Source organism: Azospirillum sp. VT-I1 (genome assembly GCF_055698305.1).
The window spans coordinates 876,109-901,035 of sequence record NZ_CP168802.1 but is presented as its reverse complement, the minus strand read 5'-3'; the positions used below and the strand labels follow the sequence as shown (position 1 = coordinate 901,035).

General features: G+C 69.0%; 19 protein-coding genes and 2 pseudogenes. 10 read left to right on the top strand and 11 right to left on the bottom strand.

Translation table 11 applies throughout. The annotated features are described in order from the left end of the window. Window positions 1–135: 135 nt before the first annotated feature. From AB8P05_RS18040 to AB8P05_RS18005, 8 genes and pseudogenes are all read right to left on the bottom strand, one after another. Entirely contained in the window at window positions 136–1,449 is a 1,314-nt protein-coding gene (locus AB8P05_RS18040; RefSeq protein ID WP_472759637.1) for a glycosyltransferase family 4 protein, read from the bottom strand. Window positions 1,450–1,553: 104 nt separating this feature from the next. Then, window positions 1,554–3,740, bottom strand: a complete 2,187-nt coding sequence (locus tag AB8P05_RS18035) for a hypothetical protein (protein ID WP_472759636.1) — start codon at window positions 3,738–3,740, stop codon at window positions 1,554–1,556. Then, window positions 3,737–5,125: a glycosyltransferase family 4 protein gene (locus tag AB8P05_RS18030; RefSeq protein ID WP_472759635.1), complete on the bottom strand. Its 1,389-nt coding sequence runs from the start codon at window positions 5,123–5,125 to the stop codon at window positions 3,737–3,739. Before AB8P05_RS18030 ends, AB8P05_RS18035 begins: the two co-directional genes overlap by 4 nt. A gap of 304 nt (window positions 5,126–5,429) precedes the next feature. After that, window positions 5,430–5,705, bottom strand: a pseudogene (locus AB8P05_RS18025) (class I SAM-dependent methyltransferase); the annotation flags it as partial. A 239-nt stretch (window positions 5,706–5,944) separates the two neighbouring features. Further along, window positions 5,945–8,224 carry a glycosyltransferase gene (locus AB8P05_RS18020; RefSeq protein WP_472759634.1) on the bottom strand — a complete coding sequence of 760 codons (2,280 nt, stop codon included), beginning with the start codon at window positions 8,222–8,224 and terminating at the stop codon, window positions 5,945–5,947. A gap of 157 nt (window positions 8,225–8,381) precedes the next feature. Continuing rightward, window positions 8,382–9,199 (bottom strand): annotated as a pseudogene (locus AB8P05_RS18015) (calcium-binding protein). A gap of 639 nt (window positions 9,200–9,838) precedes the next feature. Next, window positions 9,839–11,194: an HlyD family type I secretion periplasmic adaptor subunit gene (locus AB8P05_RS18010; RefSeq protein WP_472759633.1), complete on the bottom strand. Its 1,356-nt coding sequence runs from the start codon at window positions 11,192–11,194 to the stop codon at window positions 9,839–9,841. Beyond that, window positions 11,191–12,915: a type I secretion system permease/ATPase gene (locus AB8P05_RS18005; RefSeq protein ID WP_472759632.1), complete on the bottom strand. Its 1,725-nt coding sequence runs from the start codon at window positions 12,913–12,915 to the stop codon at window positions 11,191–11,193. Before AB8P05_RS18005 ends, AB8P05_RS18010 begins: the two co-directional genes overlap by 4 nt. Window positions 12,916–13,451: 536 nt before the next feature. Between AB8P05_RS18005 and galE the strand changes: the two genes are divergently transcribed. From galE to AB8P05_RS17990, 3 genes are read left to right on the top strand one after another with little or no spacing between them, the layout of a single operon-like run. Further along, window positions 13,452–14,465, top strand: coding sequence for a UDP-glucose 4-epimerase GalE (gene galE, locus AB8P05_RS18000; RefSeq protein ID WP_455173794.1), 1,014 nt, complete (start codon window positions 13,452–13,454; stop codon window positions 14,463–14,465). Between the two features lie 51 nt (window positions 14,466–14,516). After that, window positions 14,517–15,077 (top strand): MarR family transcriptional regulator, encoded by a 561-nt coding sequence (locus tag AB8P05_RS17995; RefSeq protein ID WP_472759631.1) that lies wholly within the window; start codon window positions 14,517–14,519, stop codon window positions 15,075–15,077. Window positions 15,078–15,112: 35 nt separating this feature from the next. Then, on the top strand, window positions 15,113–16,330 hold the full coding sequence (locus tag AB8P05_RS17990; protein ID WP_472759630.1) for a DUF2336 domain-containing protein: 1,218 nt from the start codon (window positions 15,113–15,115) through the stop codon (window positions 16,328–16,330). 12 nt (window positions 16,331–16,342) lie between these two features. Here the strand turns inward: AB8P05_RS17990 and AB8P05_RS17985 are convergent, their stop codons facing one another. Next, window positions 16,343–17,689: a nitrate- and nitrite sensing domain-containing protein gene (locus AB8P05_RS17985; RefSeq protein WP_472759629.1), complete on the bottom strand. Its 1,347-nt coding sequence runs from the start codon at window positions 17,687–17,689 to the stop codon at window positions 16,343–16,345. Window positions 17,690–17,943: 254 nt separating this feature from the next. On the opposite strand from AB8P05_RS17985, the gene AB8P05_RS17980 reads away from it, so the two are divergent. From AB8P05_RS17980 to AB8P05_RS17965, 4 genes are all read left to right on the top strand, one after another. Then, window positions 17,944–18,117 carry a hypothetical protein gene (locus tag AB8P05_RS17980; RefSeq protein WP_455173790.1) on the top strand — a complete coding sequence of 58 codons (174 nt, stop codon included), beginning with the start codon at window positions 17,944–17,946 and terminating at the stop codon, window positions 18,115–18,117. 129 nt (window positions 18,118–18,246) lie between these two features. After that, window positions 18,247–19,446: an alpha-hydroxy acid oxidase gene (locus AB8P05_RS17975; protein ID WP_472760126.1), complete on the top strand. Its 1,200-nt coding sequence runs from the start codon at window positions 18,247–18,249 to the stop codon at window positions 19,444–19,446. 122 nt (window positions 19,447–19,568) lie between these two features. Continuing rightward, complete coding sequence (locus tag AB8P05_RS17970; protein ID WP_455173789.1) at window positions 19,569–20,354, top strand: nucleotidyltransferase family protein; 786 nt, start codon at window positions 19,569–19,571, stop codon at window positions 20,352–20,354. After that, window positions 20,347–21,066 (top strand): metallophosphoesterase family protein, encoded by a 720-nt coding sequence (locus AB8P05_RS17965; protein ID WP_455173788.1) that lies wholly within the window; start codon window positions 20,347–20,349, stop codon window positions 21,064–21,066. The genes AB8P05_RS17970 and AB8P05_RS17965 overlap by 8 nt, the downstream gene beginning before the upstream one ends. A 125-nt stretch (window positions 21,067–21,191) precedes the next feature. On the opposite strand, the gene AB8P05_RS17960 is transcribed toward AB8P05_RS17965, so the two are convergent. Beyond that, window positions 21,192–21,338 (bottom strand): hypothetical protein, encoded by a 147-nt coding sequence (locus AB8P05_RS17960; protein WP_014188933.1) that lies wholly within the window; start codon window positions 21,336–21,338, stop codon window positions 21,192–21,194. 328 nt (window positions 21,339–21,666) lie between these two features. Continuing rightward, window positions 21,667–22,119, bottom strand: a complete 453-nt coding sequence (locus AB8P05_RS17955; RefSeq protein ID WP_472759628.1) for a MaoC family dehydratase — start codon at window positions 22,117–22,119, stop codon at window positions 21,667–21,669. A gap of 271 nt (window positions 22,120–22,390) precedes the next feature. Between AB8P05_RS17955 and AB8P05_RS17950 the strand changes: the two genes are divergently transcribed. From AB8P05_RS17950 to AB8P05_RS17940, 3 genes are read left to right on the top strand one after another with little or no spacing between them, the layout of a single operon-like run. Next, entirely contained in the window at window positions 22,391–22,885 is a 495-nt protein-coding gene (locus AB8P05_RS17950; RefSeq protein ID WP_472759627.1) for a chemotaxis protein CheW, read from the top strand. Then, window positions 22,882–24,297, top strand: a complete 1,416-nt coding sequence (locus AB8P05_RS17945; RefSeq protein ID WP_472759626.1) for a CheR family methyltransferase — start codon at window positions 22,882–22,884, stop codon at window positions 24,295–24,297. Before AB8P05_RS17950 ends, AB8P05_RS17945 begins: the two co-directional genes overlap by 4 nt. Further along, the gene (locus AB8P05_RS17940) at window positions 24,297–24,905 is read left to right on the top strand and encodes a chemotaxis protein CheW (RefSeq protein ID WP_472759625.1); all 609 of its coding nucleotides are present in this window, start codon (window positions 24,297–24,299) and stop codon (window positions 24,903–24,905) included. The genes AB8P05_RS17945 and AB8P05_RS17940 overlap by 1 nt, the downstream gene beginning before the upstream one ends. The last annotated feature ends 22 nt before the right edge of the window (window positions 24,906–24,927 follow it).

The window sequence follows — 24,927 nt, the reverse complement described above, 5'->3', positions numbered from 1 at the left end:
AATTCGAATCGGCGCGCAGAACCTGAATGGAAGGCCCTGCGACTTTCATTCCAACCTTATCAATTTATTCTGTGAGTGATGGAATGATTTATTGCACGACTTCGAAAATATCACAGGCTATCCCATTCTTCACTATCAGGACCGCTGCGCCACCGCCCGTTCGGGAATGGAGGCTGCGGCCCCGCCGGCGGCCAGCAGCGCGTCGAAGACCTCGGCATGCTGGCGGGCGCATTCGGCGCGGTCGATCGGGCGGCGGATGCGCAGGCGCAGGCGGTCCCACAGGTCGGGGGAGGTCAGCGCCTCCGTCATGCGGTCCACCAGATCCTCGACGCTGCCGTTGCGGAAATGCAGGCCGTCGACGCCGTGGGTCACCTTTTCCGCCATGCCGCCGATGTTGCTGGCGATGATCGGGCGGCCGTGCAGGAACGCCTCCTGGATGACGACGGGGGAGTTCTCCCACCAGATCGACGGGATGATCATCCAATCGACGTCCTTCATCAGGCCCGGCAGCTCGGCGGAGCGGTAGCTGCCGTAGAAGCGCACCCGGTCGCCGGCCTTCTCCACCGCGTCGTTGAAGCGCTTCTGGTAGGCCTCCGGCTGGCGTTCCAGGTTGCCGCCGAAGATCATCAGCGCGCCGTCCTCGCCCCACGCCTTCTCGGAGATGCGCGACACCGCCTCCACCAGCAGATGGGCGCCCTTGAACTCGGTCAGCTGGCCGAAGAAGGCGAAGCGGTTGCGCTTGCCGCCGCGGGTGACCGGGCGCGGCGGGGCGATGCCCTCGATGGTCAGGCCGTTCTCGATCATGCGGAACTTCTCGCGCGGCAGCCCCCAATCGATGTAGCGGTCGATCAGGAAGTTCGACGGGCTGACGTAGAAGTCCGCCTGCTCCAGGAAGGTCTTCAGGAACAGCTCGCGCTTGAAGAACTCCGCCTCGCCGATGTGGGGAAAGCAGCCGGCGCAATCGGCCGGGCTGGCGCGGTAGCACAGCGTGTTGCGGCTGGTCTTCACCATCTGGCCGTGGTGATGGCAGATCGACAGGTATTCGTGCAGCGTCACCACGATGGGCACGCGCGGCAGCGCCTGACGCACCGCCTGGATGGTCTCGATCCCCAGCCCCAGGAAATGGTGAAAGTTCACCACGTCCGGCTGAAGGTCGCGGACATAGCGGACGAAATCCTTCTCCAGCCCCGGCAGGTTGCGGTTGGACAGGCGGAAATGGTCGTAGTCGTTGGCGTAGTACAGCACCTCCCGCTCCTTCTGGCGGAGCGCCATCAGGGCGGAACCGCGATGCTGGGCGATGGGCGGCGCCACGCGGGCGAGGTAGTGGCTTTCCCAGCCCGGCAGGTCGTGCAGGCCATTGTGCAGGTTGTAGGAGGCGACCTCACCCCCGCCCAGCGAGAAGGAGGGGTGGCCATGGCTGATGATCAGCGCGCGCTTGGTCTTGCTCATCGGGTGACCGTCTGTCCTAAGCGGGGGGTGGTGAAGTGGTTGTGTCGCTTGCCCCCACCCCGACCCTCCCCGCCCAGCGGGGGAGGTTAGGTGGGGGCAATAACTCAGGCCGCGATCGACGCCTTCCAGCGCTCCGCGAAGCTCCACCCGTCGACCAGCGCGCTCAGGCGCTCCAGCCGGGGGTCGCGGGTGTGGCGGGGCTGTTCGTCGACCGCCACCAGCCGGACCTTGGGCAGCCACAGGCAGGAGCCGCCGGCCGCCCGCACCCGCAGGCACAGGTCCAGCCCCTTCGGCTCCGGCGCCAGATAGCGGCCGCCGTCGGCCATCGCCCGTACCAGCAGCTCGCGCGGCAGCAGGGCACAGTCGGCGGACGCGGCGTCCACCGCCGACGCCTCCTGCTCCTTCAGCCAGTCGCGCGGGTAGCCGGCATAGCGGCGCTCGTAGGTGACGGCACCGCCCGGCCCTTCCACCGCGACGATGCCGGCGAAGCGGATCGAGTGGTCCTCATACAGCAGCGTCGGGCTGGCCATGACCGGCGCCAGTGCGGCGGAACCCACCGCGTTCGGCTTGCGGATCGCCCGTTCCAGCGCCGACAGCCAGCCGCGTTCGGTCGGCAGCACCGACGGCGACAGCAGCAGGACGCGGTCGGCCCGCGCATGTGGCAGCGCCGCGGCGACCGCCTCGAACGGGTCGGATGCCGTGGCTGCGGCGACGAAGCCGACCGCCAGACGGTAGAAGCCGGCGGCCTGCCGTACCATGCCGGCCAGCCGTTCATGGGTGCCGGCGCCGGCCACCACCAGGATTTCCGCTTCGGCGAAGTCCGGGTCGTTCGCCATGCGGGCGAGGTTCAGGTCCACATCCTCGCGCCCGTCGCAGACCGGCAGGATCACCGACACGCGCGGGCTCTTCAGCGCGCGGCCCATCGGGTGCAGGACAGAGGACGGCGCCGGCTGCCCGGACGCCGCGCTGCGCAGCATCGGCCCCAGTTGGGTGGCGACGACGCGGTCGATGGACGGGCTGTCCGGGTTGACCGACCCCAGCATCCGGCGCAGCGAATCGCCGGTCGGCGGCTGGCAGGGCAGCGGCAGGAAGGCGATGCCGTCGGCGAGCGCCAGTTCCAGGTGGAACTCCGCGTCGGCGGCGATGCCGGCCGGCTCGCGTGCGAAGGCGGTGAAGCCATGGGCGTCGTTGCCGGGAACCAGGCGGCCGGCGAACAGCGGGTCATGGGCGAAGGCGTCGGACACGTCCTTGCGGCCCAGCCGCGACCAGTCAGCATCCAGCCGCGCCGTCAGGCCGCCGCCCTTCACCGTCACCGCCCGCACCGCCTGGGTGGGGTCGAGCAGCCAGCCGCAGACGAACAGCCCCGCCCCCGGCACCCGCACCGCCATGTCCAGCCCCATGCGCACCGGCGCCTGGATCTGCGACACCGTCTCCACCCCGTTGTAGCGGGAGGCGATGGCGGCGGCGACACCGCGGCGGGCGGCATCGCCCTGCAGCTGGCCCAGCATGTCGCGGGCATGGGCGGAGGCGACGCCGTCGGCCAGAAGCTGCCGATGCTCGAAGATCGCCAGATGGCGCCAGCCGTCGGCGGCGCGGAAATGGATGCGGCGGATGGTTTCGGGGGCAGCGACCGGCCCTTCCAGTACCGTCAGCAGCCCGGCGGCATCGTCGGGCAGGTCCGGACGGTGGAAGGGGGCGGCGGCGCTGGCATGGGCGCGCAGATCGTCGGCCTCGACCAGAACATGGGCGGCACCGGCCGGGAAGCCGTGCGACCAGCCCTGCACCATCAGCGCACCGTCGCGGAAGCGGCCCAGCACCTCGGCGAAGCCGTCGGGGCGGGACGCCTCATGCGCCAGACCGAACAGCAGGCGGGTGCGGCGGTCGGCCTCCCCTTCGCCCGTCTTCAGCCCGGACAGCAGGGTGACGGCCACATCCAGTGCGACGTCGAGCGATTGCGGCTGCACCTCGCGCAGGGCCGCGACCAGATGGGCGGGGTTGGTGCGGACGTTGGACAGGCGCGGCAGCAGCAGATGCTTGCCCTGCGCGTCCTCGATCTCGATGCGGGACGGGCGCATGTGGGCCAAGCCGGTGACGCGGATGGCGCCCAGGAACCAGCGCTCCCCCGCACCGTCGGTCCAGCAGCCGCCACGGAAACGCCCGTCGATCATGCCGTCCAGCATCACCACGCTGTCGGCCGGCAGGGGCTGGTCGATCGCCCCGAACAGCATCAGCGTGTCCTCGTCCAGCAGGACGGCGGCGGTGATGTCGGCCTTGGTGCTGCGGTCCTTCATCGGTTGCGGTTCCCCTGGGAAAGAGCGGCGGATGTGGGCGACAGAAGTTCGCCGTAGAGCGCGAGGTGGAGCGACGCGGCCTCCTCCGTCGGGCGGACGGCGGGGATGTTGGCGGAAAGCCGCTCCCACAGGCCGGGTTCGGTCATCGCGCGGGTCATGACGCGGGCGAGGTCAACGGGGTCGTTGGGGCGGACATGCAGGCCGTCGACGCCGTCGCGCACCGCCTCCGCCATGCCGCCGATGCCGCTGACGATGACCGGGCGGCGGTGCTGGAAGGCCTCCTGGATCACCAGGGGCGCGTTCTCCCACCAGATCGATGGCATCACCACCCAGTCGGTGGCGGCCATCAGCGCTGGCATCTCCTGCGACCGGTAGGGGCCATGGGCGGTGGCGAGCCCGCGCGTCGCCTCGAAGCCATCGGCCACCCGCTGGCGGAACTCCGGCGCCTGATAGAGGCTGCCGCCATGAACGGCCAGCGAGGGGGAGAGCCCCTGCCGCGCCATGCGGGCGACGGCGTCCAGCGCCACGGTGACGCCCTTGAATGGGTTCAGGTTGCCGAAATAGGCGAAGGCGTCGCGCGCCGCACCGGAGGCGAGGTCGCGGGCCGGGGCCGGCTCCACCGCCGGGCGGCTGTTGGCCATCACCTCGATGCGGGCGGGGTCGAGACCCCAGGCGACATAGCGGTCGCGCAGGAAGCGGCTGGGCGCCAGGAAACGGTCGACCAGCCCGAACATCGACTTGATGTGCTTCTCGCGCAGCAGGAACTGGTCGGCCGGGCGGTCGGGGAAGCAGCGGTGGCAGGCATCCGGCGACGCCTTGCTGCAGAGCGCCCGCCCGCCCTCACCGCGCGGCGGGGTGACCATCTGCCCGTCGTTGGCGCAGATCGGGTAATAGTCGTGCAGGGTGTAGACGATCTTCGCATCCGGGCAGACGCGGCGGATCAGGAACAGCATCTCCACGCCCAGCAGCAGCGTGTGGTGCACATGCACGATGTCCGGCCGGAAGGCGCGCAGCAGGTTCGACAGGTCGGGGACCAGCCCGTGCAGGTCGATCTGGCTCTGGTGGAAATGGTCGAAATGACCGGCCCACAGCAGCACCTCGTCGGCGCTGCGGCCCAGCGTCTGGAAGCCGGTGCCGGGACGCGGAGCGCGGTGGGTGTCGTTGGTGCAGGCCAGGAACAGGCACTCCGCTCCCGCCGCCTTCAGGCCGCCGAACAGCTCGTGCGCGAAGATCTCGGTGCCGCCGGGATGCAGGCTCGGGTGGTTGTGCGCGATCAGCAGCACCCGCGGCGGCCGGGCAGCCACCAGCGGACGCGCCGGCTGGCGCGGAGCGGGACGGGCCGCAGCATGGCCGGCGGGGAGAAGAGGGAGACGACGCCGGCTCATGGCGCAGCCCCTTCTCCAGAACCAGCAGGTCCTGGAAATTCTCGGCCTCGCGCTGGCCGCTCCAGTGACCGCGCATGACGACGCGGGCGGGACGCAGCCCATGGGCGGCGAAGCGGCCGAGCAGGAACGCCTCGTCATAGGCTACGGCGGCGTTGGGATGCTCGGGATTGGCCAGCAGTTCCACGCCCGGCGCATCCCGGAAGGGAGGACGCGCCGTGCCCTTGGCGATGCCGGCGCGCGCGGTGGCGTCGGCCAGGAACAGGCTGAGGAAGCAGCGCCCGCCCGGCTTCAGCACCCGCGCGATCTCCGCCGCGTAGCGCTCAGTATCGGCGGTGCGCAGGTGGGTGATGACGGAGGTCAGGATGACGAAGTCGTAAGTCCCCGCCTTGAAGGGCATCGTCGCCGTCTCCCCCTCGATCCGGCCGTCGGGATTGTACAGGCCGTTGGCGACGTCGAGGTGGTGGAAGCGGAACTCCGGATAGGCCGGGGTGATGGTCGACGCGCACCAGCGGATGCCGTCCAGCACGATGTCGATGCCGTCATAGGACGAGTCCAGATACTGGGTCAGCGGCAGCGCCATGCGGCCGACGCCGCAGCCGATCTCCAGCACCTTGTGGTCCGGGCGCAGGCCGCCCAGCCGCACGAAATGGCGCAGGAATTCCGCCCCGATGGCGCGGAAATCGCCGTCGCCGATGAAATGCAGCTCCGGCGGCGGCACCGGCAGGAAGCGGTTGCGCGCGATCTGGGCGCAGAGCCATTCCAGCCGCGGATCGGTCTGGCGGCGCAGAACGGCAAGCTGCGGGTTCGGCAGAATCGCATTCATCGGGTCACCTGTGCTGTCTTGCGGGCGCGGCCGGCTTTGGCGGGCTGCACCTCGTCGTCGGCGTCCCAGTCGCGCGCCATAAGCTGGGCCATACGGTCGGCCCAGCGGCGGCCATGGAGCCAGCGGTTGTATTCGGAGGCGACTCCGCGGGTGTAGCCCTGGTGCCGGCCGATGGAGCGGCGTTCCAGATGGTACAGCTCCACCGACGGGGCATAGCGGATGTCGAGACCCTGGCCGCGGATGCGCAGGCACAGGTCCGAATCCTCGAAGTCGCCGATGATGTAGTCCTCGCAGAAGCCGCCGGCGGCGGTGTAGGCGGCGCGCGTCGTCAGCAGGCAGGCGCCGGTGACGCCGGGAACCGAGCGCGGCCGGCAGGCGGCGGCGAAGTCGCGCGGCAGGCCCTTGAAGTAATGGTGGTTGTACCAGGCGCCCTGCAGGTCGCGGTCGAAATAGAGGCCGGCATGCTGAAGGCTGTCGTCGTCGAACAGCAGCTTCGGACCCACCGCACCGATGCCCGGACGCTCCTCCAGCGCCGCCACCAGCTGCGGCAGCCAGCCGGCGCGGTCGGGCACCACGTCGGAATTGAGGAACAGCAGGCGGTTGCCGCGCGCAACGGCGACGCCGGCATTGTTGGCGGCCGAATAGCCGTAATTGGCGCTCTGCACCAGCAGCAGCATCGGCAGGCCGTAGAGACCATGGAAGCCGCGCAGCAGATGCACCACCTCGTCGCGCTGCTCCGGGCTGTCCAGCACGAAGACCAGCTCGGCATCGGCCATATCCTGGTCGGTGGAGAAGCTGGAAATCTGGAAGCGCAGGAACTCCAGCGTGCGGTAGAGCGGGATGATGACGGACACCGCGGGCCTGGCCTTGCGCTCGCCATAGACGACCAGTTCCGGCTCGCCACGGGTGGCGAGATGGGCGGCGTGCAGCGGGGCGACGGCCGGACCGATGACGGTTTCCAGCAACTCAGGCGTGGCGAAGCGCGGCGGCAGGCTGCCCAGCACGGCGGCACGGGCGTCAGAATCGGCGCGCGGACGCGGCGGCGGGACGAGGCGGAGTGCGCCGCCCGACGCCAGCCGAAGCTCCGCCGTCACCTGAAGCGCCTCCGCCGGTTCGGGATTGCCCGGCAGATGCAGGACGAAGCCGCTGCGGTCGACTCCGGTGTTGCCGTAGAGCTTCGCCACATCCTCGCGCGGGAAGCGGTGGGCGAAACGCTCCACCCGGCGTTCGCCGCCGAAGGGGGTGCGCACCACCAGCTCCGCCGCCAGCCCATGCGGATCATGCAGCCAGCCGGCGAGGAACAGCCCGCCGTCGGAGGTCGGAACCGCGAGGTCGAGCGAGGCGCCGATCGGCCGCTTGGCGTCGGCGGCCTGACGGCGGGGCAGCGGCGCCAGCGCCTGCAACTCGCTGACCGCCGACGCGGCCGACGCATCGCTGCGGCCACGCTTGGCGAGGCAGGACAGCAGATAGTGGCGCAGCGCGGCCGGCGTGTCGGGGCGGGCGTTCAGCCGGTCGGTGAGGGTCGGCAGGCCGGCCGGCTCCTCGGGGAAGCGGCGGCAGGCGACACCGTTGGCGCCCAGCACCACCAGCAGGTTGCCCGGCGCGCACAGCCCGCGGTCGATCAGCAGGTCGAAGGCGACACGCCCCTTCCCCGCCGGATCAGGGCCGATGCAGGCGTCGAACGGCGCCCGAACCACCGCACTCGGCGACAGAACCACCAGACCGGTGATGGCGCCGAAGCGGCCGGACAGCGCACCGGCGCACAGCAGCAGGTCGCCGCCCGCCGTTGCGCGGACCGCCAGCATCGCCGACTCCGCCGCACGATCCAGCACCAGCCGGCGGCACAGCGCCGTGAATGCGGCGTCGCGGCGCAGCGCCGGGGTGGAGCAGGCGAAATCGAACAGGAAGCGCAATACCCGCAGCCGACCGGCACCGTCCAGGCTGCCCAGCAGCCCGGCGGGATCGAGGTCGGCGGCACCGGATTCGGTGCGAAGCTCGGCGATCACGCGGTTGTTGGCGATGAAATGGATGGGCATCCGCGGGTCGCGCGGTGCCGGCAGGATCGACAGGACGCGGCGGGCGCCCCAGCCGCTGTCGATGGTCAGCGTGGTGAAGGGCGGACGCACCGGCTCGCCATCGACGCTCGGCGTGATCGAACCGACGGCATCGGCCGCGCCATCCATCGTCCAGGAGACGAGGAGGAAACGGCGGCCCAGCGCCAAGCGTTGCGCGGGGGCGATCGACACCGAATTCGGCAGGACGGCGATGACGGTCATGGATGGGATCCCGGCAGCGTCGATGGTTTAAAGATCGGGGTTTGAAAGACGGGTGTTTGAAAGTCGGACAGGCGGAATTCGGGCAAAGGGGGACCGGCGGCGGCTTTGACGCCACCGGTCCGTCCTTTTCATTCACTGCCTAGGAAGCAGCGGACGGTTAGTGGATGACGAAGAAGTCGTTCGGGTGGTTGTGGATGTCCGCAGCCGAGACACCCTTCAGCGTGATGCTGTCGCCATGGCCGAGGTCGATCACGGCGTCGCCATGCTGGTCGGTGACGCGGGCGGCCAGATCGGCAGCGTCGGTCACCTTCAGGCCGTTGATGTTGCGGGCGATCTGCAGGACGTCCTCGCCGGCCTTGAAGTCCAGGACCACGTCCTGGCCGCCGCCGCCGGAGAAGATGAAGACGTCGTGGCCGGCGCCGCCGATCAGCAGGTCGTCGCCCTTGCCGCCTTCCAGGCGGTCGTTGCCTTCGTCGCCGAACAGCGTGTCGTTGCCGTCGCCGCCGTTCAGAACGTCGTGGCCGGTGCCGCCGCGCAGCAGGTCGTCGCCCTTGCCGCCGTTGAGGATGTCGTTATGGCCGCCGCCGAACAGCGTGTCGTTGCCGTTGCCGCCGTTCAGAACGTCGTCACCGTCACCCCCAGACAGCACGTCGTGACCGTTGCCGCCGTCCAGCAGGTCGCGGCCGGCGCCGCCGATCAGCACGTCGTCACCATTCCCCCCAGGATGATGTCGTCGCCCGAACCGGCGTCGATGATGTCGCTGCCGTTGCCCCCCAGCAGGATATCCGCCGACGCGCCGCCATGGATCACGTCCGCCCCGTTCCCCCCGAACAGAGCATCGTGTCCGGCACCGCCGAGCAGGGTGTCCGAGCCGTTGCCCCCCAGCAACAGATCGTTCCCCTGCCCGCCGGCGAGCAGATCGTCATGGTTCGTGCCGAACTGCACGTCGTAATTGCCCCCAGGAACCGTAGCCATCGTAGGTGTCTCCTTGCGATGTGATTGGGATTTTTGGGCCGTCTTTCGGCCTCGCTCGAAAGGCTGAGCTTGCCTTTCGGTGTAACCAAATCTTTCGAGGGGATAGTGTGATAAAAGAGGGGCTGTGGGAAGAAAAAGTTGAGTCAGAACAGAAGAATCTCACAGAAAAACGTATTGTCTGTATTTTCAAAAAGAGAGTTAGTCTGAATTGCTTCGAATTTCTAAGCAGTTCCCGTTTTAAAAAATGTTGGTCAGACTCACTTCCAAACTCTGGATTGCCGTCAACCCACGGGATCACCAGGAAAAGTTCTCTTGGTTAAGAGATGGTTTTTAAAAATCAGTTCACCCAAACAATGCCACGGGCGCGCCCAGCGGCCGGAGCCGATGGCGAACCGCTTTCATGACCGGACGAAGGCGACAGTCCCGCTGCCAGCGAGATCGCCGCAAATACTCCGGTATGCAAGTAAAGACGGAATTTGATGCAGTAAAAGCGTCATGAACCCGTCCTCGAACTGCAAAAGGGCCGGCGCGGGGGACGCCGGCCCTTTCACGGGACCGCTTGCGGGGGATGGACACCCATGCCGGCGGCCCCAGCCCGCACCGGCCCAACGGGGGAGGGCCGGGGGGACGGGCGTGGCGTTACTTCTCCCGGAAGGCCCGCTGCATGCCGTCGGTCAGCGGCGTCAGGAAATAGTCGATGGCGCGGCGGGCATGGCCGTGGATCATGACCTCCGCCGGCATGCCCGGATGCAGGTCGACATCGGGCAGCGCCTTCAACTCCGCCGCATCCATGCTGATCCGGGCAGCGAAATAATAGGCGCCGGTGCGTTCGTCCTGCAGCTGGTCGGCGGACAGCGACAGCACCTGCCCCGCCACCGGCGGCACCGTACGCTGGCGATAGCCGGTCAGCTTCACCATCGCCTTGCTGCCGACCTCCACATTCTGCACGTCGTGGGGAGAGACGCGGGCCTCCACGATCATGGCGTCGTCCTGCGGCACGATGTCGAGGATGCCGGCGCCGGCGGGGATGACGCCGCCGGTCGTGAAGAAGCGCAGGCCCGTCACCCGTCCCGCCTGCGGTGCGGTGACCGCCTGACGCAGCAGAATGTCGTCGGCGCTGCGCAGCCGTTCCGACAGGTCGGAAACGCTGGCCTGGGCCGTCTGCAGATCGACCGCCACCTCGGACCGGCGGGTGTTGCCGAGGTTGATCATGGTCAGCTCGGCCGCCGCGATGGCCTGTTCGGCCTTTGACTTGTTCGCCATCAGCTCGCCCAGCCGTCCTTCGGAATCGGCGACGTTGCGCTGAAGCTCCAGCAGGCGCGGCTTGCGCTCATAGCCCTTCGCCAGCAGGCCCTGCACCACCTGCAATTCGTCCCGGGTGTAGCGCAGCCGGTCGGCGGTGGCGACGCGCTGGGATTCCAGCGCCGCGATCTCATCCCGCAGCTGGGAGATCTGCCGGCGCTGGATGCCCATCTGCGCCTCGTAACTGTCCAGACGGGAGCGGAACAGCCGCTCTTCGACCGCCATCGCCTCGGCGGCGACCGGATTGTCGCGGGCCGCCTTCACCAGATCCTCGTTGAACAGCGGCTTCGGACCGTCGGACTGCTCCGCCCGCAGCCGGCCGAGCCGGGCCAGCGCCGTCCAGTATTGGCCCTGCAGCTGCGACACCACCGCCTGACTCTGCGTCGAATCCATCCGCAGCAGCACCTGGCCCGCCCGCACGAGGTCGCCGTCCTTGACCAGCAGGTCGCGCAGGATGCCGCCTTCCAGGTGGGAGACGGTCTTGCGGTGGCTTTCCACCATCACCGTGCCGGCGGCCAACGCTGCGCTGTCCAGGCTGGCGGTGAAACCCCATGTCAGGAAGCCGCCGAAACCGACCAGAACGGCCATCGCGCCGGCCAGCGCGGTGTTGCGCAGCGACGGTTCGGCGGGAACGGCGTCGATGGTCGCCGTCCAGACCGTTGGGGTCGTCAATGCAGGCGTTTCGCTGGTCATCGTTGCTCTCCGCTGCGGACGAGGCGGGTCACGCCGGCGGGCACCCCGGCCGGCTGCACCAGTTTCAGGACGTCGGCGCGGGCGCCGAAATGCTCGACGACCCCTTCCTTCATCACCACCAGCCTGTCGGCCACCGCGACGATGGAGGGGCGATGGGCGATCATCACCACGGTGGTGCCGTCGGCCTTCACCTTGTGGATGGCGTTCAGCAGGGCCTGCTCGCCCTCATGGTCGAGGTTGGAGTTCGGCTCGTCCAGCACCAGCAGCCGCGGCCGGCCGAACAGCGCGCGGGCAAGCGCGATGCGCTGCCGCTGGCCGCCGGACAGGGAAAAGGCGCTCTCGCCCACCGGCGTGTCATAACCGAAGGGCAGGCGGCCGATCATCTCATGCACGCCGGCCAGCCGGGCGGCGCGGACGATCTCCGCCGGATCGGCGTTGGCCATGCGGGCGATGTTCTCGCCGATGGTGCCGTCGAGCAGTGCCACCGACTGCGGCAGATAGCCGACATATTTGCCGAAGCTCTCGCGCTCCCACAGGTAGGTGCTGGTGCCGTCCAGATAGATGCCGCCGGCCGTCGGCTGCCAGACGCCGACCAGCAGGCGGGCCAGCGTCGATTTGCCGGCGCCGGACGGGCCGATGATGCCCAGCACTTCTCCCGCCTCTGCGGCGAAGGAGACGTTGCGCAGCACCGGGCGGTTCAGGCCGGCCGGCACATGGCTGACGCGGTCGATCGTCAGCTTTCCCTGCGGCGTCGGCAGCGGCATGGTCGAGCGGGCGGAGGCCCCGTTGTTCAGCAGGTCGCGGATGCGGCGGTGCGCCTCCAGCGCCTTGACCCACTGGCGCCAGCCGTCGACCAGCTGTTCGAAGGGTTGCAGCAGCCGTCCGGTGATGAGGCTCGCAGCCATCATGCTGCCGGGGGTCACCAGATTGTCGATGACCAGCGTGGCGCCGGCGGCGATCACGCCGACCTGCAGCATCAGGCGCAGCGAGCGCGACGCCGCGGCCAGCGCGCGCGAGGTCGTAGCACCGCGGTCGATCATGCCGGCCGATCCGCTCTGCGCCGCCTGCCAGCGCCGCGCCAGCGCCGGCAGCATCCCCATCGCCTCGATGGCCTCGGCATGGCGGACGGTCCCGGCGATGTCGGCGAAGACGCGGGCCGATGCCTCGTTCGCCTCGGCCATCGGCCGCCGGGTCAGCGCGTCGGTCAGCACCCCCATCACCATCAGGACCAGCGCGGAGCCGATGGCGAGGAAGCCGTAGACCGGGTGCAGCAGGAACAGGATCACCAGGAAGATCGGCGCCCAGACCAGTTCCAGCGGAGCGGTGACGGCGCTGCTGGTCATGAAGGCGCGCAGGTCGTTCAGGTCGCGCATGGTCTGCGCTGCGTTGCGCGGGCCGCCCGACAGCGCATCGACGATGGACGCCTCCAGCGCCGGCACGTTGAAGCGGTGGGCGATCACGGCGCTGGTCACCAGGAAGGCGCGGGCGCGGATGAAGTCCAGCACGCCGTAGAGCGCCAGCGCCCCCACCGCGATGATCGCCAGCATCGTCAGCGTTTCCAGGCTGCGGCTGCTCATCACGCGGTCGTAGACCTGCATGGTGAAGAGCGGGACCACCAGCATCAGCACATTGACGAACAGGCTGAGGATGCCGGCCAGCAGCAGGCCGTGCCCGATCTTCCGGTAGGCTTGGGTCAGCAGGGGCCGATCCACGGAACTCATCTTCGATCCTTCCTGATGGAGGATTGGCCGATCGAGGCGGCGCTGGAACTCGGGAGGGCGGGGAAACGGAAAAGGCTGCCGGCGGCGACGGGACGCGGGACAGGAAGCCGGCCGGGGGAAGCCGGGTGCGGCCGATCCATGAGGAACGGCTGCCTATGTGAAGGACAAATCCAGACGCGGGGGGAAGCGCCGACGGACTTGGCACGCTTAAGCTTTACACCGGGGACATTTTAGAGACGTGTGACAAGTTTCGGGTCCCACCCCTTTCCAGTTTCCGCAAAAGAGGTATATCGTCGCCTGCAAACAGCTGATTTAATTGAGTAAATCCGGCATTCACCTAAGGTCTTATGCCATTTTGGGTGGGGTTTCCAGCCATCTGGTCAGAGCGCTGGGTTATCGTGCATGCTGCGTCGCGATGAATTGCGCAGGGCGCCGGGCCTCCCCCAGCCCGCCCCTGCCCCGCCCCCTTTCCTTCCACCATGCCGGCCGCCCGCAATCGGTCGCGGCCCGAATTTCGGTTCAAGGAAACCTGATCCATGACGAACCCGAAGACCGTTCTCGTCACCGGCGGCGCCGGCTATGTCGGCAGCCATTGCGTGGCGGAGCTTCTCGACCATGGCCATCGCGTCGTGGTGTTCGACAACCTGCGCCAGGGCCATGCCGCCGCCGTCCCGCCCGAGGCCGCCTTCGTCCAGGCCGACCTCGCCGACGAGGCGGCGCTGGCCCGCGTCTTCGCGGAGTGGCGCTTCGACGCGGTGTTCCATTTCGCGGCACTGTCGGTGGTCGGCGAATCGATGCGCGACCCGCACGCCTACCTGCACGGCAACACCGTCACCTCGCTGAACCTGATCCGCGCCGCGGTGAAGGCCGGGGTGATGAAGCTGGTCTTCTCCTCCACCGCCAACCTGTTCGGCTCGCCCAAGCGCATCCCCATCGACGAGGACGAGGCGATCGACCCCGGCAGCCCCTATGGCGAATCGAAGTTCATGATCGAGCGCGCCCTGCATTGGGCCGACCGCTGCCATGGGCTGCGCTCCGCCTGCCTGCGCTACTTCAACGCCGCCGGGGCGCATCCCAACGGCAGGCTGGGCGAGGACCACAGCCCGGAGACGCACCTGATCCCGCTGGTGATGGACGCCGCCACCGGCAAGCGTCCGCACATCGAAATCTTCGGCGACGATTACGACACCCGCGACGGCACCTGCATCCGCGACTATATCCATGTCTGCGATCTGGCCGACGCCCATCTGCGGGTGCTGGACGTGCTGGAGGAGCGGTCGGTCCGCTACAACCTGGGCAACGGCACCGGATACAGCGTGCGCGAGGTGATCTCGTCGGTGGAGCGCATCACCGGCCGGACGGTTCCGGTGAAGATCGGTCCGCGCCGCCCCGGCGACCTGCCGGTGCTGATCGCCTCGTCGGAGCGCATCCGCCGCGACCTCGGCTGGCAGCCGCGCTTTCCCGACCTGGATAGCATCATCGCCGGCGCCTGGGCCTGGCGCAGCGCGCACCCGCATGGTTTCCGCGGCCTCGCCGCCGCGGCGGAATAAGGCAGAGGCGAGAAGGATGGCGGCAATGGTAGAGCCGGGATCATGGACGCGATGAGCAACCTGAACTGGGACGACGACGACGCGCCCGAACCGGGACCGGACGGCAAGCCGGGCGGCGATCCCGCCAGGAAGCCCGGCGAGGACCTCGACCTCGCCGACTTCCATGGCATGGCGCGTCTGATCGAGCGGATGCACCGGCGTTACCTGGACGTCGTGCGCGTCGGCTTGTCAAAGCAGGGCATCGAGGACATCGGCCCGGTGCAGGCGCTGATGGTGATGCTGATCGGCGAGGACGAGCTGTCGGTCCGCGACCTGATGGAGCGCGGCTATTACCTGGGCTCCAACGCGTCCTACAGCCTGAAGATCCTGGTCGATGCCGGCTACATCAACCGCGCCGCCAATCAGCGCGACCGGCGCACCGCGCGGCTCCAGTTGACCGACAAGGGGCGGGAGCTTTGGGAGGGGCTGCGGCGGATGGAGCAGGCGCAGGCCGAGGCGCTGGTGCGCAACGAGACCGAGGCCCGCGACCTGAAGGCCAGCTACCGCACGCTCCGCCGGCTCGACCGGCTGTGGGGCGACATGGTCCGCTACTCCTGCCTCGATTTCGACTGATGGGTTTTCGACCGATGCCGCAGCCGGGTGCCCCCATGCCACACGCCGCCCAACCGCAGTCTCCCCAGCAGGACGCGCCCAACCCGAACGCCCTGTCGTCGCGGGATGTGGAGCGGCTGCTGACCTCGCCCACCGCGGAGACGCGGATCGAGACGATGAACAAGCTGTTCCACGACCTGGAGGCCGGCGCACTCAGCCCGGCCGAACGGTCGCTGGCGATCGAGGTGGTGCATTGCTTCGCCGGCGACGCCCAGGTCGCGGTGCGCGAGGCGGTGGCCTGGCAGCTGCGCAACAGCCCGCTGCTGACCGAGGATCTGGCCGAACGGCTGGTCCGCGACGTCGGGCGGGTGGCCTTCCCGATCCTGCGCGACGCGGCGGGCCTGACCGACGACCTGCTGCTGGACGTCCTGTCCGATCCCGATTCCGGCAAGCATGTGGCGGTCGCCAGCCGATCGAAGGTCTCGGCCCGCGTATCGGGTGCCATCGCGGAGCGCGGCAACGTCGTCGCCGTCACCGCCCTGCTGCGCAACGATGGGGCCGACGTGCCGGACAGCGCGATGCACCGCGCGCTCGACCGCTTCGGCCGGGTCCGCATGGTCAGCGAGGCGGCGGCGACCCGCCCCGGCCTGTCGCTGGCGATGGTGGAGCGGGTGGTCGCCTTCGTGTCGGACAGCATGCGCACCACGCTGATGCAGGCGCACGGGCTGTCGCGCGAGCTGGTCGAACGGCTGGTGGAGCGCGGGCGGGAGGCGGCGACCATGCGTCTGCTGCGCCCGGTGCTGCGCGGGGCGGAGGACATCGATTCGGTGATCCAGTGGCTGCACGCCAACCGCCGCCTGACGCCGGTGCTGCTGTTCCGCGCGCTGTGCGCAGGCGACCTGTCGCTGTTCGTCGCCGGCATGGCGCTGCGCGCCGGCATCCCGGCGGAGAACGCCCGCCGGCTGGCCTGGGATGACGGCGAGCTGGGCATGGCGGCGCTTTTGAAGAAGGCGACCGTCGCCCCCGGCCTGACCCATCCCTTCCAGGTCGCGGTCGGCGTCGCCAAGCGGATGGAGTATGAGGGTGAGGAGGACCGCCGCGAGGACTTCCAGTCGGAGGTCATCAGCGAACTGTTCACCGCCTGCACCCCCACCAACGACTGGATGGTCGACGACCTGCTGCTGCAGCTGTTCGACCAGAAGTCGGAGGAGGTCATCGACCGCGCCCTGGATCAGGCCGGCCTGCCCTTCTCGCCGGTGCGGACGGTGCAGTAGGAAGGGGCGTCCTCAGCCGGCCGCCCCGCCTCCGCCCGCCCCGCCCCCGCCCGCCGTCACGCCGCGCAGGATGTCGGACATGCTGAGGATCGCCTCGGCGACCTCGATGATGCGCTTGTTCTGGTTCATCGCCGTCTTGCGGATCAGCTTGTAGGCCTCTTCCTCCGACAGGTTGCGGGTGGACATCAGCAGGCCCTTGGCGCGGTCGATCACCTTGCGCTCGTTCAGCGCCGCCTTGGCGGTCTCCAGCTCCAGGCTGACGTCGCGCAGGCGCTGTGACTGCGCCTGCACCACGTCGAGGACGGAGCGCATCAGCTTCGGCCGCAGCCCGTCCGGCGCATAGAGCCCGGCGCCGTCCTGCCCCGGCAGGGCCGGGTCGGCGTCCATCAGCACCATCGCGACCGGCATCACCGCGTCATGTCCGCGCAAATCGGCCTGCTCCAGGTCGGCGCGCGCCTGGGCCAGCTTCGCCTCGCACAGCAGGCGCAGATCCTCGGTCAGCCGGTCTTCCACCGTCTTCAGCAGATCCATCCGCCGCGTCGCCTGCTCGAACCAGGACTCCGGCGTGATGCCCGCCAGTTCGCCATGGCGGGCGCCATCGCCGAGCGCCACCGCCCGCATCCGCTCCACCTCCGCCACCGCCGGGTCGGACAGGGCGGCGCGGAAGGCGGCGACGTGGGCCGGGTCGGCGAATTCCGCGACGATGCGGAACGCACGGTTCTGCGCGTCGATCAGCTGGGCGAGGCGGCCATGCTCCGCCCCGTCGAACCGCCCGCGCGAGAATCCGGCGCTGGCCGTCGCCCGCTCCTGCCCGGCGAATTCCTTGCCCTGCACGATGTTGAACAGCGCCACCAGCGCGCGGGAGATCGCCGGGTCGGCCGCGATGTCCGCCGCCTCGAACACCACGGCCAGCAGGTGGCCGACGATGTCGGTGAAGGACTTCACGGCGTCCTGCGGCACCAGCGCCAGCGACGCCACCTGCTCCCGCAGCGCCGGCAGCCCGTCCAGCGCATGCAGGGCGATGGCGACGCGGTTGTAGAACTGCGCCCCCGAACCGAGGCGGCCGAGCTGCTCGTCGATATGGTCGAGCCGGTCGCGCAGGACCGCCTCCAGCGCCTTGGCGTCGGCCTGCCAGCGGGCACGGTCCTCAGCAAAGCGCTTGCCGCTGGAGCCGAGATAGATGGAGGAGGCGCCGCGTTCCTTCTGCAGCGCGTGGATCAGCCCGCCCATGTCGCGGACCAGGGCGCTGACGGCCAGAAGCTGTTCGACGTCGCGGATGCGGCACAGCTTGGCGGCGCGCAGAAACCGCGCGGCTGCGGTGTCCGCCCCGCCGTCCTTGGTTTCCCGCTGCCTAGCCATCCGGCCCGATCTCCCTGCGCTGCACCCGTCACCGGTTAAGCAACGCATATGCCAGCAAAAACAGGCCCCTCTCCCACAAGGGGAGAAGGGCTTCCACACCGCAAGCCGGCTGCTCCGAGATCATGCGATTGCCTAAGAATGCGGCGAATTCGCTGAAAATTTGCGCACAGGACCGGCCAAGCCGTGTGCGCCGCAACAAACACTCCGCCGCCGCTGTTGAGTCGGCACCCCAACCGTCCCGGAGTCGTCCCGCCATGGCCAAGAATCCCTTCATGAGCGCCTGGCTGTCCTGGGCCAACCGTGCCACCGGCATGTGGACCACCGCCGCCATGTCGGCGGCCAAGCGCAACCAGTCGGCGGCCCTGAAATCCATGATGACGCCGCCCAAGACGTCCAAGCCGAAGCGCAAGGCCAAGCCGGCGCGCTGACCGGCGGACGGGCGGATTCTGCAAGCGGCGGGCGAGGGCGTGCTTGACGGTGCGCGGAGGGGATGGCCAAATCCCACCCCCTTCGTTTCACGCGCAACCGTTGAGACACGCCCCATGACCTCCGTTCGCATGCCCTCCTCGCGGCCGCCGTCGCGCTGGGCGAACCTGTTCACCGACCGGCCCGTCACCTGCATCGAGGATCTGCGGCAGCTGGCGGAATGGCGCGTGCCGCGGATGTTCTACGACTATGCGGATTCCGGCTCCTACACGGAGTCGACCTACCGCGCCAACGAATCGGACTTCGGCCGGATCAAGCTGCGCCAGCGCGTGGCGGTGGACATGACCAACCGGACGCTGGCCAGCACCATGGCCGGCCAGCCGGTGGCGATGCCGGTGGCGCTGGCCCCGACCGGCCTGACCGGCATGCAGCATGCCGACGGCGAGATCCTGGCCGCCCGCGCTGCGGCCAAGGCCGGCGTGCCCTTCACCCTGTCGACGATGAGCATCTGTTCCATCGAGGACGTGGCGGAGAATACCGACAAGCCCTTCTGGTTCCAGCTCTACGTCATGCGCGACCGCGCCTTTATCGACAAGCTGATCGACCGCGCCAAGGCGGCCGGCTGTTCGGCGCTGGTGCTGACGCTGGACCTGCAGATCCTCGGCCAGCGCCACAAGGACATCAAGAACGGCCTGTCCACCCCGCCGAAGCTGACCATCGGCAACATCCTGGACATGGCGACCAAGCCGCGCTGGTCCATCAACATGCTGCGCACCCACCGCCGCACCTTCCGCAACATCGTCGGCCACGCCACCGGCGTCAGCAACCTGTCGTCGCTGTCCTCCTGGACGGCCGAGCAGTTCGACCCGACGCTGAACTGGGACGATGTGCGCCGCATCCGCGACCGCTGGGGCGGCAAGCTGATCCTGAAGGGCATCCTCGACGCGGAAGACGCGGTGATGGCGGCGGAGACCGGAGCCGACGCGCTGATCGTCTCCAACCATGGCGGCCGCCAGCTGGACGGCGCCATCTCCTCCATCGCCGCCCTGCCGGCCATCGTCGAGGCTGTGGGCGACCGGATCGAGGTGCTGATGGACGGCGGCATCCGCTCCGGCCAGGACGTGGTGAAGGCGCTGGCGCTGGGCGCCAAGGGCACCTTCATCGGCCGCGCCTTCCTCTACGGGCTTGGGGCCGGCGGCGAGGCCGGCGTGTCCCAGTGCCTGGAGATCATCCGCAAGGAAATGGACGTCACCATGGCGATGTGCGGCCTGCGCGACATCAAGGACGTCACCTCCAACATCCTGGCCGGAAAGCCGAACTTCGGGGTCTGACGGCCTCGCCGGCGGTCATTGCGGAACGGGGCGGAGGCGTGACGCCTCCCCCGCAACGCTTCCTCCCCTGCCCTGTTGTATCGGGGCAACGTGCCGCGTCGGCGCGTAATGGGGAGTGGTTCATGAGCGAACTCCGTGAGGGCAGCGCCACCGTCTCCGCGGAAGCCGAAGCCTTCTATACCGAAAGCCTGAAGCTGCTGACCCAGTCCGGGATCCCGTTCCTGCTGGGCGGGACCTATGCGGTCAGCGCCTATACCGGGATCAACCGGCCGACCAAGGACATCGACGTCTTCTGCTGCGGCGGCGATTTCCCCCGCATCCTGGGCCACTTCCAGGACCATGGCTTCGGGACGGAGATCGAGGACGAACGCTGGATCGGCAAGGTCACGCACGGCGACCTGTTCTTCGACGTCATCTTCAATTCGGCCGTCGCCATCAACCCGGTCAACGACCGCTGGTTCAAGGAGGAGCATCGCGCGGTGATCTGCGGTGCCGACGTGCGGCTGGTGGCCCCGACCGAGATGATCTTCTCCAAATCCTTCGTCCAGATGCGCCACAAGTACGACGGACCGGACGTGGCGCACCTGATCCTGAAGCAGCACGACAAGGTCGACTGGAAAAGGCTGCTCGCCCACATGGAGCAGTATTGGGAGGTGCTGCTGATCCACCTCCTGAACTTCCGGTTCATCTACCCGACCGAACGCGACCGCGTGCCCGACTGGCTGGTGGCGGAGTTGCTGGAGCGGATGCAGGAGCGCGCCAAGCTGCCGGTCGCGCAGACTCGCATCTGCCGGGGCCGGCTGTTCTCGCGCGAGGATTACCTGATCGACGTCACCCAGTGGGGCTTCGCCGACGTCGTCGGGGAAGAGGGCACGAAGGAGAGGCCAAAGGAGAATGGGAATGGCTGAGCGCAGGCTGACCGTCGCCGCCATCGGCGACATCCATGTCGGGGAGACCACCCAGTATCCCTATCGCGAACTGTTCCAGGAGATCGCCGGCAAGGCCGACGTGCTGGCTCTGTGCGGCGACCTGACCAACCATGGCAAGCCGCGCGAGGCGGAAATCCTGGCCGACGCCCTGCGCGCCATCGGCATCCCCATCGTCGCGGTCTTCGGCAACCACGATTACGAATGCGGCCATCTGGAGGAGGTCCAGCACATCCTGACCCAGGCCGGCGTGCGGTTCCTCGACGGCGCTCCGCAGGAGATCGGCGGGGTGGGCTTCGCCGGTGTGAAGGGCTTCGGCGGCGGCTTCGGCAACCGGATGCTGGACAGCTTCGGCGAACCGGCCATCAAGCAGTTCGTCCACGAGGCGGTGAACGAGGCGATGCGGCTGGAAAGCGCGTTGCGGCAGCTGGACACCGAACGGGTGTTCGTGGTGCTGCACTATGCCCCCGTCGCCGCGACGGTGGAGGGGGAGCCGACGGAGATCTATCCGTTCCTGGGCTCTTCGCGGCTGGCCGAGACCATCGACCGCTTCGACAATGTCCGCGCCATCGCCCACGGCCATGCCCACCATGGCACCTATTCGGGAACGACGCTGCGCGGCACGCCGGTCTACAATGTGGCGCAGACCATCCCGAAGGACAGCGGCCGGCCATATGCGCTGATCGAGATTTGACTGTTGGACGCCTTCGGTCCGTGGAGGACGAAGGCCAGGATCGGGGAACGGCGCCGTCGAAATCGCGGTTACGGCGCCGCCCCCTTCCCGTCTCTCCCCTCCGCGCGAGGCGGAGAGGCCGGGCATCAGCCCATAATGTTCTCGCCCAGCGAGCGGCGCGGCACATCGACACGCTGCTCACGGTCCTGCTTGGGCGGCTTGGTGACGCCGAAACCGATACCCGACAGCAGGAGGACGCCGATCGAGGCGACGGCGACGAAGTTGCAAAGCATGGTGACCAACCCTTTCCCTAACCTCTTGCGGCCACCCGACCGGGGTGGCCAGACCTTTTTCTGCGGTCTCCTGCGCAATGGACGCAGGAGGCCCGTCCTTTCTTCCGTCAGCTTCGTGGGGATGAATGAAAATTAATCGTCAGCGTTACGAACTGCGTTTATTCCCAGCATCTTGCCAGCGTGGACTGTGCGGAGCGGTCAGATAGTCCCGCACCTGCGAACTGGCAATGGACAGGCCGCCGAAATCGGCGCAGCTCTGGTTAACAAAATTGTCATGGCAGAGCGCAGAGGTAGGTTTTAGGCCGGTGGCGGCGGTCAGGCCGAGCGTTCAGACGGCGACCGTCCGGCCGGCCACGATGTGGTTCATGATGCAGGTCATCACCGGTTCGCCCCGCTGGTTCACCGTGGTGTAGGCCAGCCGCACCGTCCCGCGGTCGCCGCGGCGCGACGGGATCGTCTCCACCACCTCCACCCGGACGCGGATGGTATCGCCGGGGCGAACCGGGCGCAGCCAGCGCAGCTCGTCCATGCCGGAGCCGCCCAGGCTGGTGCCGGTGATGATGCCGGTGTCGCGGATCAGGCGGAAGGTCAGCGACAGGGTGTGGAAGCCGCTGGCGATCAGCCCCTGGAACGGCCCGTCCGCCGCCGCCACGGCGTCGATGTGGAAAGGCTGCGGGTCGAAGCGCAGGGCGAAGTCCATGATCTGGCTGTCGGTGAGGGTTGCCCCTTCCGATTCGATCACGTCGCCGATGCGGAAATCCTCGAAATGGCGGCCGGGCATTGTCTCGTCTCTCCCTTGGTCGTCGGTTTGGTTGGTCGTTGCCGGCTTTCCGACATGACGGAAGACAGTAGATTGGCGAAGCAATCCGGCAAAGGTCCCGATTCCGGCGGCCGGGGCATAGATCGTCTGACGTAAACCTTTGGCGTAATTCGCATTCCAGTCGTGATCGGGCATGTTCCCGGTCGGATCCCAGACCATCGACGGACGGATGTCACCGCACCCCACGCAAAGCCCCTCCAGCCCCTCCACGCCATCGCCCGTCCGTTGCGTCGTGTTCTCGGTTGCCGGTCAAGCGCTGGCGCTGCCGGTGGAAGCCGTGCGGCGCTTCCTGCCGTTGCCGCGCCTCGACCGTCTGCCGACCGCGCCGCCGCCGGTGGAGGGGGTGTTCCGTTATCATGGGGAGGTGGTGCCGGTCCTGCGCCTGGGCGTTCTGCTGGACCTCGCAGCGGGCGGGGCGGCCGGCGGGGAGACAGGGCTCTACGCGCCGCTGATCCTCATCACCTGGCAGGGGCGGCCGACCGCCCTGTTGGTCGATCAGGTCCATGGCGACGTGGCGCTGGCGGCGGAGGAGCGCGTGGCCCCCGACCCGTCATTGTCCTTCAACGGCTGCGCGGCCGGCGCCTTTCCGGACCGGGTGACCGGCCGCGCCGGCACCGTCACCCTGCTCGCCCCCGACCGGCTGCTGAGCGAGGCGGAGGGCCGGTTGCTCGACGCCTTCCGTGCGGCGGAGGAACGGCGGCTGGCCCGGTGGGAGGGCGCGGAATGACGCCCTCCGGTCCCGCCGCCGCGGCAGCCGCCATCGAGGCCATCCGCCGCGACCCGCATTTCCCGCGCCTGAAGGCGATGGTGATCGACGCCACCGGGCTCGCCTATTACGCCGACAAGGATGCGGCCTTCGCCGAGCGGATCAACCGCCGCCTGCCCTTCGGCCGGGTCACGACGGTCGCCGGCTATCTGGCGGCGCTGGAGGCGCAGGGGCCGGGCGGTGCGGAGTATCAGGGGCTGATCAACGAGCTGGCGGTGGGGGAGACCTTCTTCTTCCGCTACATCGAGCAGTTCGACGCCCTGCGCGCCGTCGCCATCCCGGAATGCCTGCGCCGCAACCAGGCGACGCGGCTGCTGCGGATCTGGAGTGCCGGCTGCTCCATCGGGCCGGAAGCCTATACGATGGAAATCCTGCTGAAGCAGCATTTCGCCGACCAGTTGGAGGGCTGGCAGGTCCACATCGTCGGCACCGACATCAACGGCGCCTTCCTGGAGCAGGCGCGCCGCGGCGCCTATGGCGACTGGGCGGTGCGCGGCCTGTCGCCGGAGACGCTGGACGCCTGCTTCGACCGCCAGGACAGGCTGTGGTCGGTGAAGCCGAAATACCGGCAATGGACCAGCTTCATGCCGTTCAATCTGGTGGAGGGGGCGATCCCCTCTTACCCCCACGGCATCGGCCATTTCGACATCATCCTGTGCCGCAACGTCATGATCTATTTCGACGAGGCGACGCGGCACCGGCTGCTGGGGAACCTGCACAAGGCGCTGGCCGACGGCGGATGGCTGGTGGTCGGCCATGCCGAAGCCGGGCCGCAGATGAACGAGCTGTTCATCCCGGTGTCGGTCCCCGGCGCTACGCTCTACCGCAAGCAGACCGAACGGGCCGCACCGGCGCCTGTCGTAGCACCCGGCCCGGCCCCGGCGCCGGCGGACCCGACACCCACCGTCAGGCCGCGGCGCGCCGCCGCCGCCCGGCCCGCGGCGAAAGCGGCGACCAAGGCGGCGGCCCCGCCCGCGGCGCCGACCCCGCCCGACCGGGACCCCGCGGATCCGGAGGCCAACGAGCGGTCCTCCCTGCTGGAAGCCTGTCTGGCGCGGGTGGAGGCGAACCGGATGGACCCCGGCGCCCATTATCAGCTGGGGCTGGTGGAGGAGGAGCTGGGGGTCGGCGACCCGGTCGCGGCCTTCAAGCGCGCGCTGTATCTCGACCCGCGCTTCGTGCTCGCCGACTACCATCTGGCGCTGGCCTACTGGCGGCGTGGGCGGCTGGTCCCGGCGCAACGCCATTTCCGCAATGCCCGCGAAGCGTTGGAAAACCGTCCGGACGACGAGGCGGTGACGGAGGGCGGCGGCCTGACCGTGCAGGAGCTGCGCGGGATGCTCGACCTCTGGCTGACCGGTGAGGAAGGCTGATGGACCGGAACGCTTCGCAAGGACGGAACACCGACGGCTCCATCGACTGGCAGTCGGTGCGCGAGAAGCTGGCGCAGCGCAACGCCGTGCTGGCGCAGACCTTCGCCGGCCGCGGCCCCTGGGCCGACGCCGTGCTCGACCGCCGCGCCGAGGAGCTTGCCGAACCGCCGCCGGCCTTCGACCGGGAAAGCGCCGGCATCCCCATGCTGGTCGCGCGCGGGAGCGGGACGCTGTACGGGCTGGACCTGCGTCATCTCGGCCAGATCGTCCCGATGCCGCGGCTGGCCCGCGTGCCCGGGGCGCCGCACGCCGTGCTGGGAGTGATCGCCGTCGCCGGCCGGGTGATGCGGCTGTTCGACGTCGACCGGCTGTGCGGCAGCGGTGCGGGCGCCGTCGGCGAGGCGGAGCAGCCCGGCTATGCCGTGGTCCTGCGCACCGGCGCCGGCCGGCCGGCGGCGCTGCGGCTGCAGGAGGTGGAGCGGGTGGCCGACATCGTCCCGCCGCGCACCCCCGCCCCGGCGGAGGCCGGGCCGCTGGTCCGGGCGATCGCCGAGGACCGCATGGCCATCCTCGACATGGCGGCGTTGCTCGACGCCGTGAAGACCTGAACGCTGCCGCCAAGAACGATCC

What these genes read in the sequence shown, in the direction of transcription:
- AB8P05_RS18040 (WP_472759637.1), bottom strand. Translation starts at nt 1,449, where the DNA reads ATGAGCAAGACCAAGCGCGCGCTGATCATCAGCCATGGCCACCCCTCC.
- AB8P05_RS18035 (WP_472759636.1), bottom strand. Translation starts at nt 3,740, where the DNA reads ATGAAGGACCGCAGCACCAAGGCCGACATCACCGCCGCCGTCCTGCTG.
- AB8P05_RS18030 (WP_472759635.1), bottom strand. Translation starts at nt 5,125, where the DNA reads ATGAGCCGGCGTCGTCTCCCTCTTCTCCCCGCCGGCCATGCTGCGGCC.
- AB8P05_RS18020 (WP_472759634.1), bottom strand. Translation starts at nt 8,224, where the DNA reads ATGACCGTCATCGCCGTCCTGCCGAATTCGGTGTCGATCGCCCCCGCG.
- AB8P05_RS18010 (WP_472759633.1), bottom strand. Translation starts at nt 11,194, where the DNA reads ATGACCAGCGAAACGCCTGCATTGACGACCCCAACGGTCTGGACGGCG.
- AB8P05_RS18005 (WP_472759632.1), bottom strand. Translation starts at nt 12,915, where the DNA reads ATGAGTTCCGTGGATCGGCCCCTGCTGACCCAAGCCTACCGGAAGATC.
- galE (WP_455173794.1), top strand. Translation starts at nt 13,452, where the DNA reads ATGACGAACCCGAAGACCGTTCTCGTCACCGGCGGCGCCGGCTATGTC.
- AB8P05_RS17995 (WP_472759631.1), top strand. Translation starts at nt 14,517, where the DNA reads ATGAGCAACCTGAACTGGGACGACGACGACGCGCCCGAACCGGGACCG.
- AB8P05_RS17990 (WP_472759630.1), top strand. Translation starts at nt 15,113, where the DNA reads ATGCCACACGCCGCCCAACCGCAGTCTCCCCAGCAGGACGCGCCCAAC.
- AB8P05_RS17985 (WP_472759629.1), bottom strand. Translation starts at nt 17,689, where the DNA reads ATGGCTAGGCAGCGGGAAACCAAGGACGGCGGGGCGGACACCGCAGCC.
- AB8P05_RS17980 (WP_455173790.1), top strand. Translation starts at nt 17,944, where the DNA reads ATGGCCAAGAATCCCTTCATGAGCGCCTGGCTGTCCTGGGCCAACCGT.
- AB8P05_RS17975 (WP_472760126.1), top strand. Translation starts at nt 18,247, where the DNA reads ATGCCCTCCTCGCGGCCGCCGTCGCGCTGGGCGAACCTGTTCACCGAC.
- AB8P05_RS17970 (WP_455173789.1), top strand. Translation starts at nt 19,569, where the DNA reads ATGAGCGAACTCCGTGAGGGCAGCGCCACCGTCTCCGCGGAAGCCGAA.
- AB8P05_RS17965 (WP_455173788.1), top strand. Translation starts at nt 20,347, where the DNA reads ATGGCTGAGCGCAGGCTGACCGTCGCCGCCATCGGCGACATCCATGTC.
- AB8P05_RS17960 (WP_014188933.1), bottom strand. Translation starts at nt 21,338, where the DNA reads ATGCTTTGCAACTTCGTCGCCGTCGCCTCGATCGGCGTCCTCCTGCTG.
- AB8P05_RS17955 (WP_472759628.1), bottom strand. Translation starts at nt 22,119, where the DNA reads ATGCCCGGCCGCCATTTCGAGGATTTCCGCATCGGCGACGTGATCGAA.
- AB8P05_RS17945 (WP_472759626.1), top strand. Translation starts at nt 22,882, where the DNA reads ATGACGCCCTCCGGTCCCGCCGCCGCGGCAGCCGCCATCGAGGCCATC.
- AB8P05_RS17940 (WP_472759625.1), top strand. Translation starts at nt 24,297, where the DNA reads ATGGACCGGAACGCTTCGCAAGGACGGAACACCGACGGCTCCATCGAC.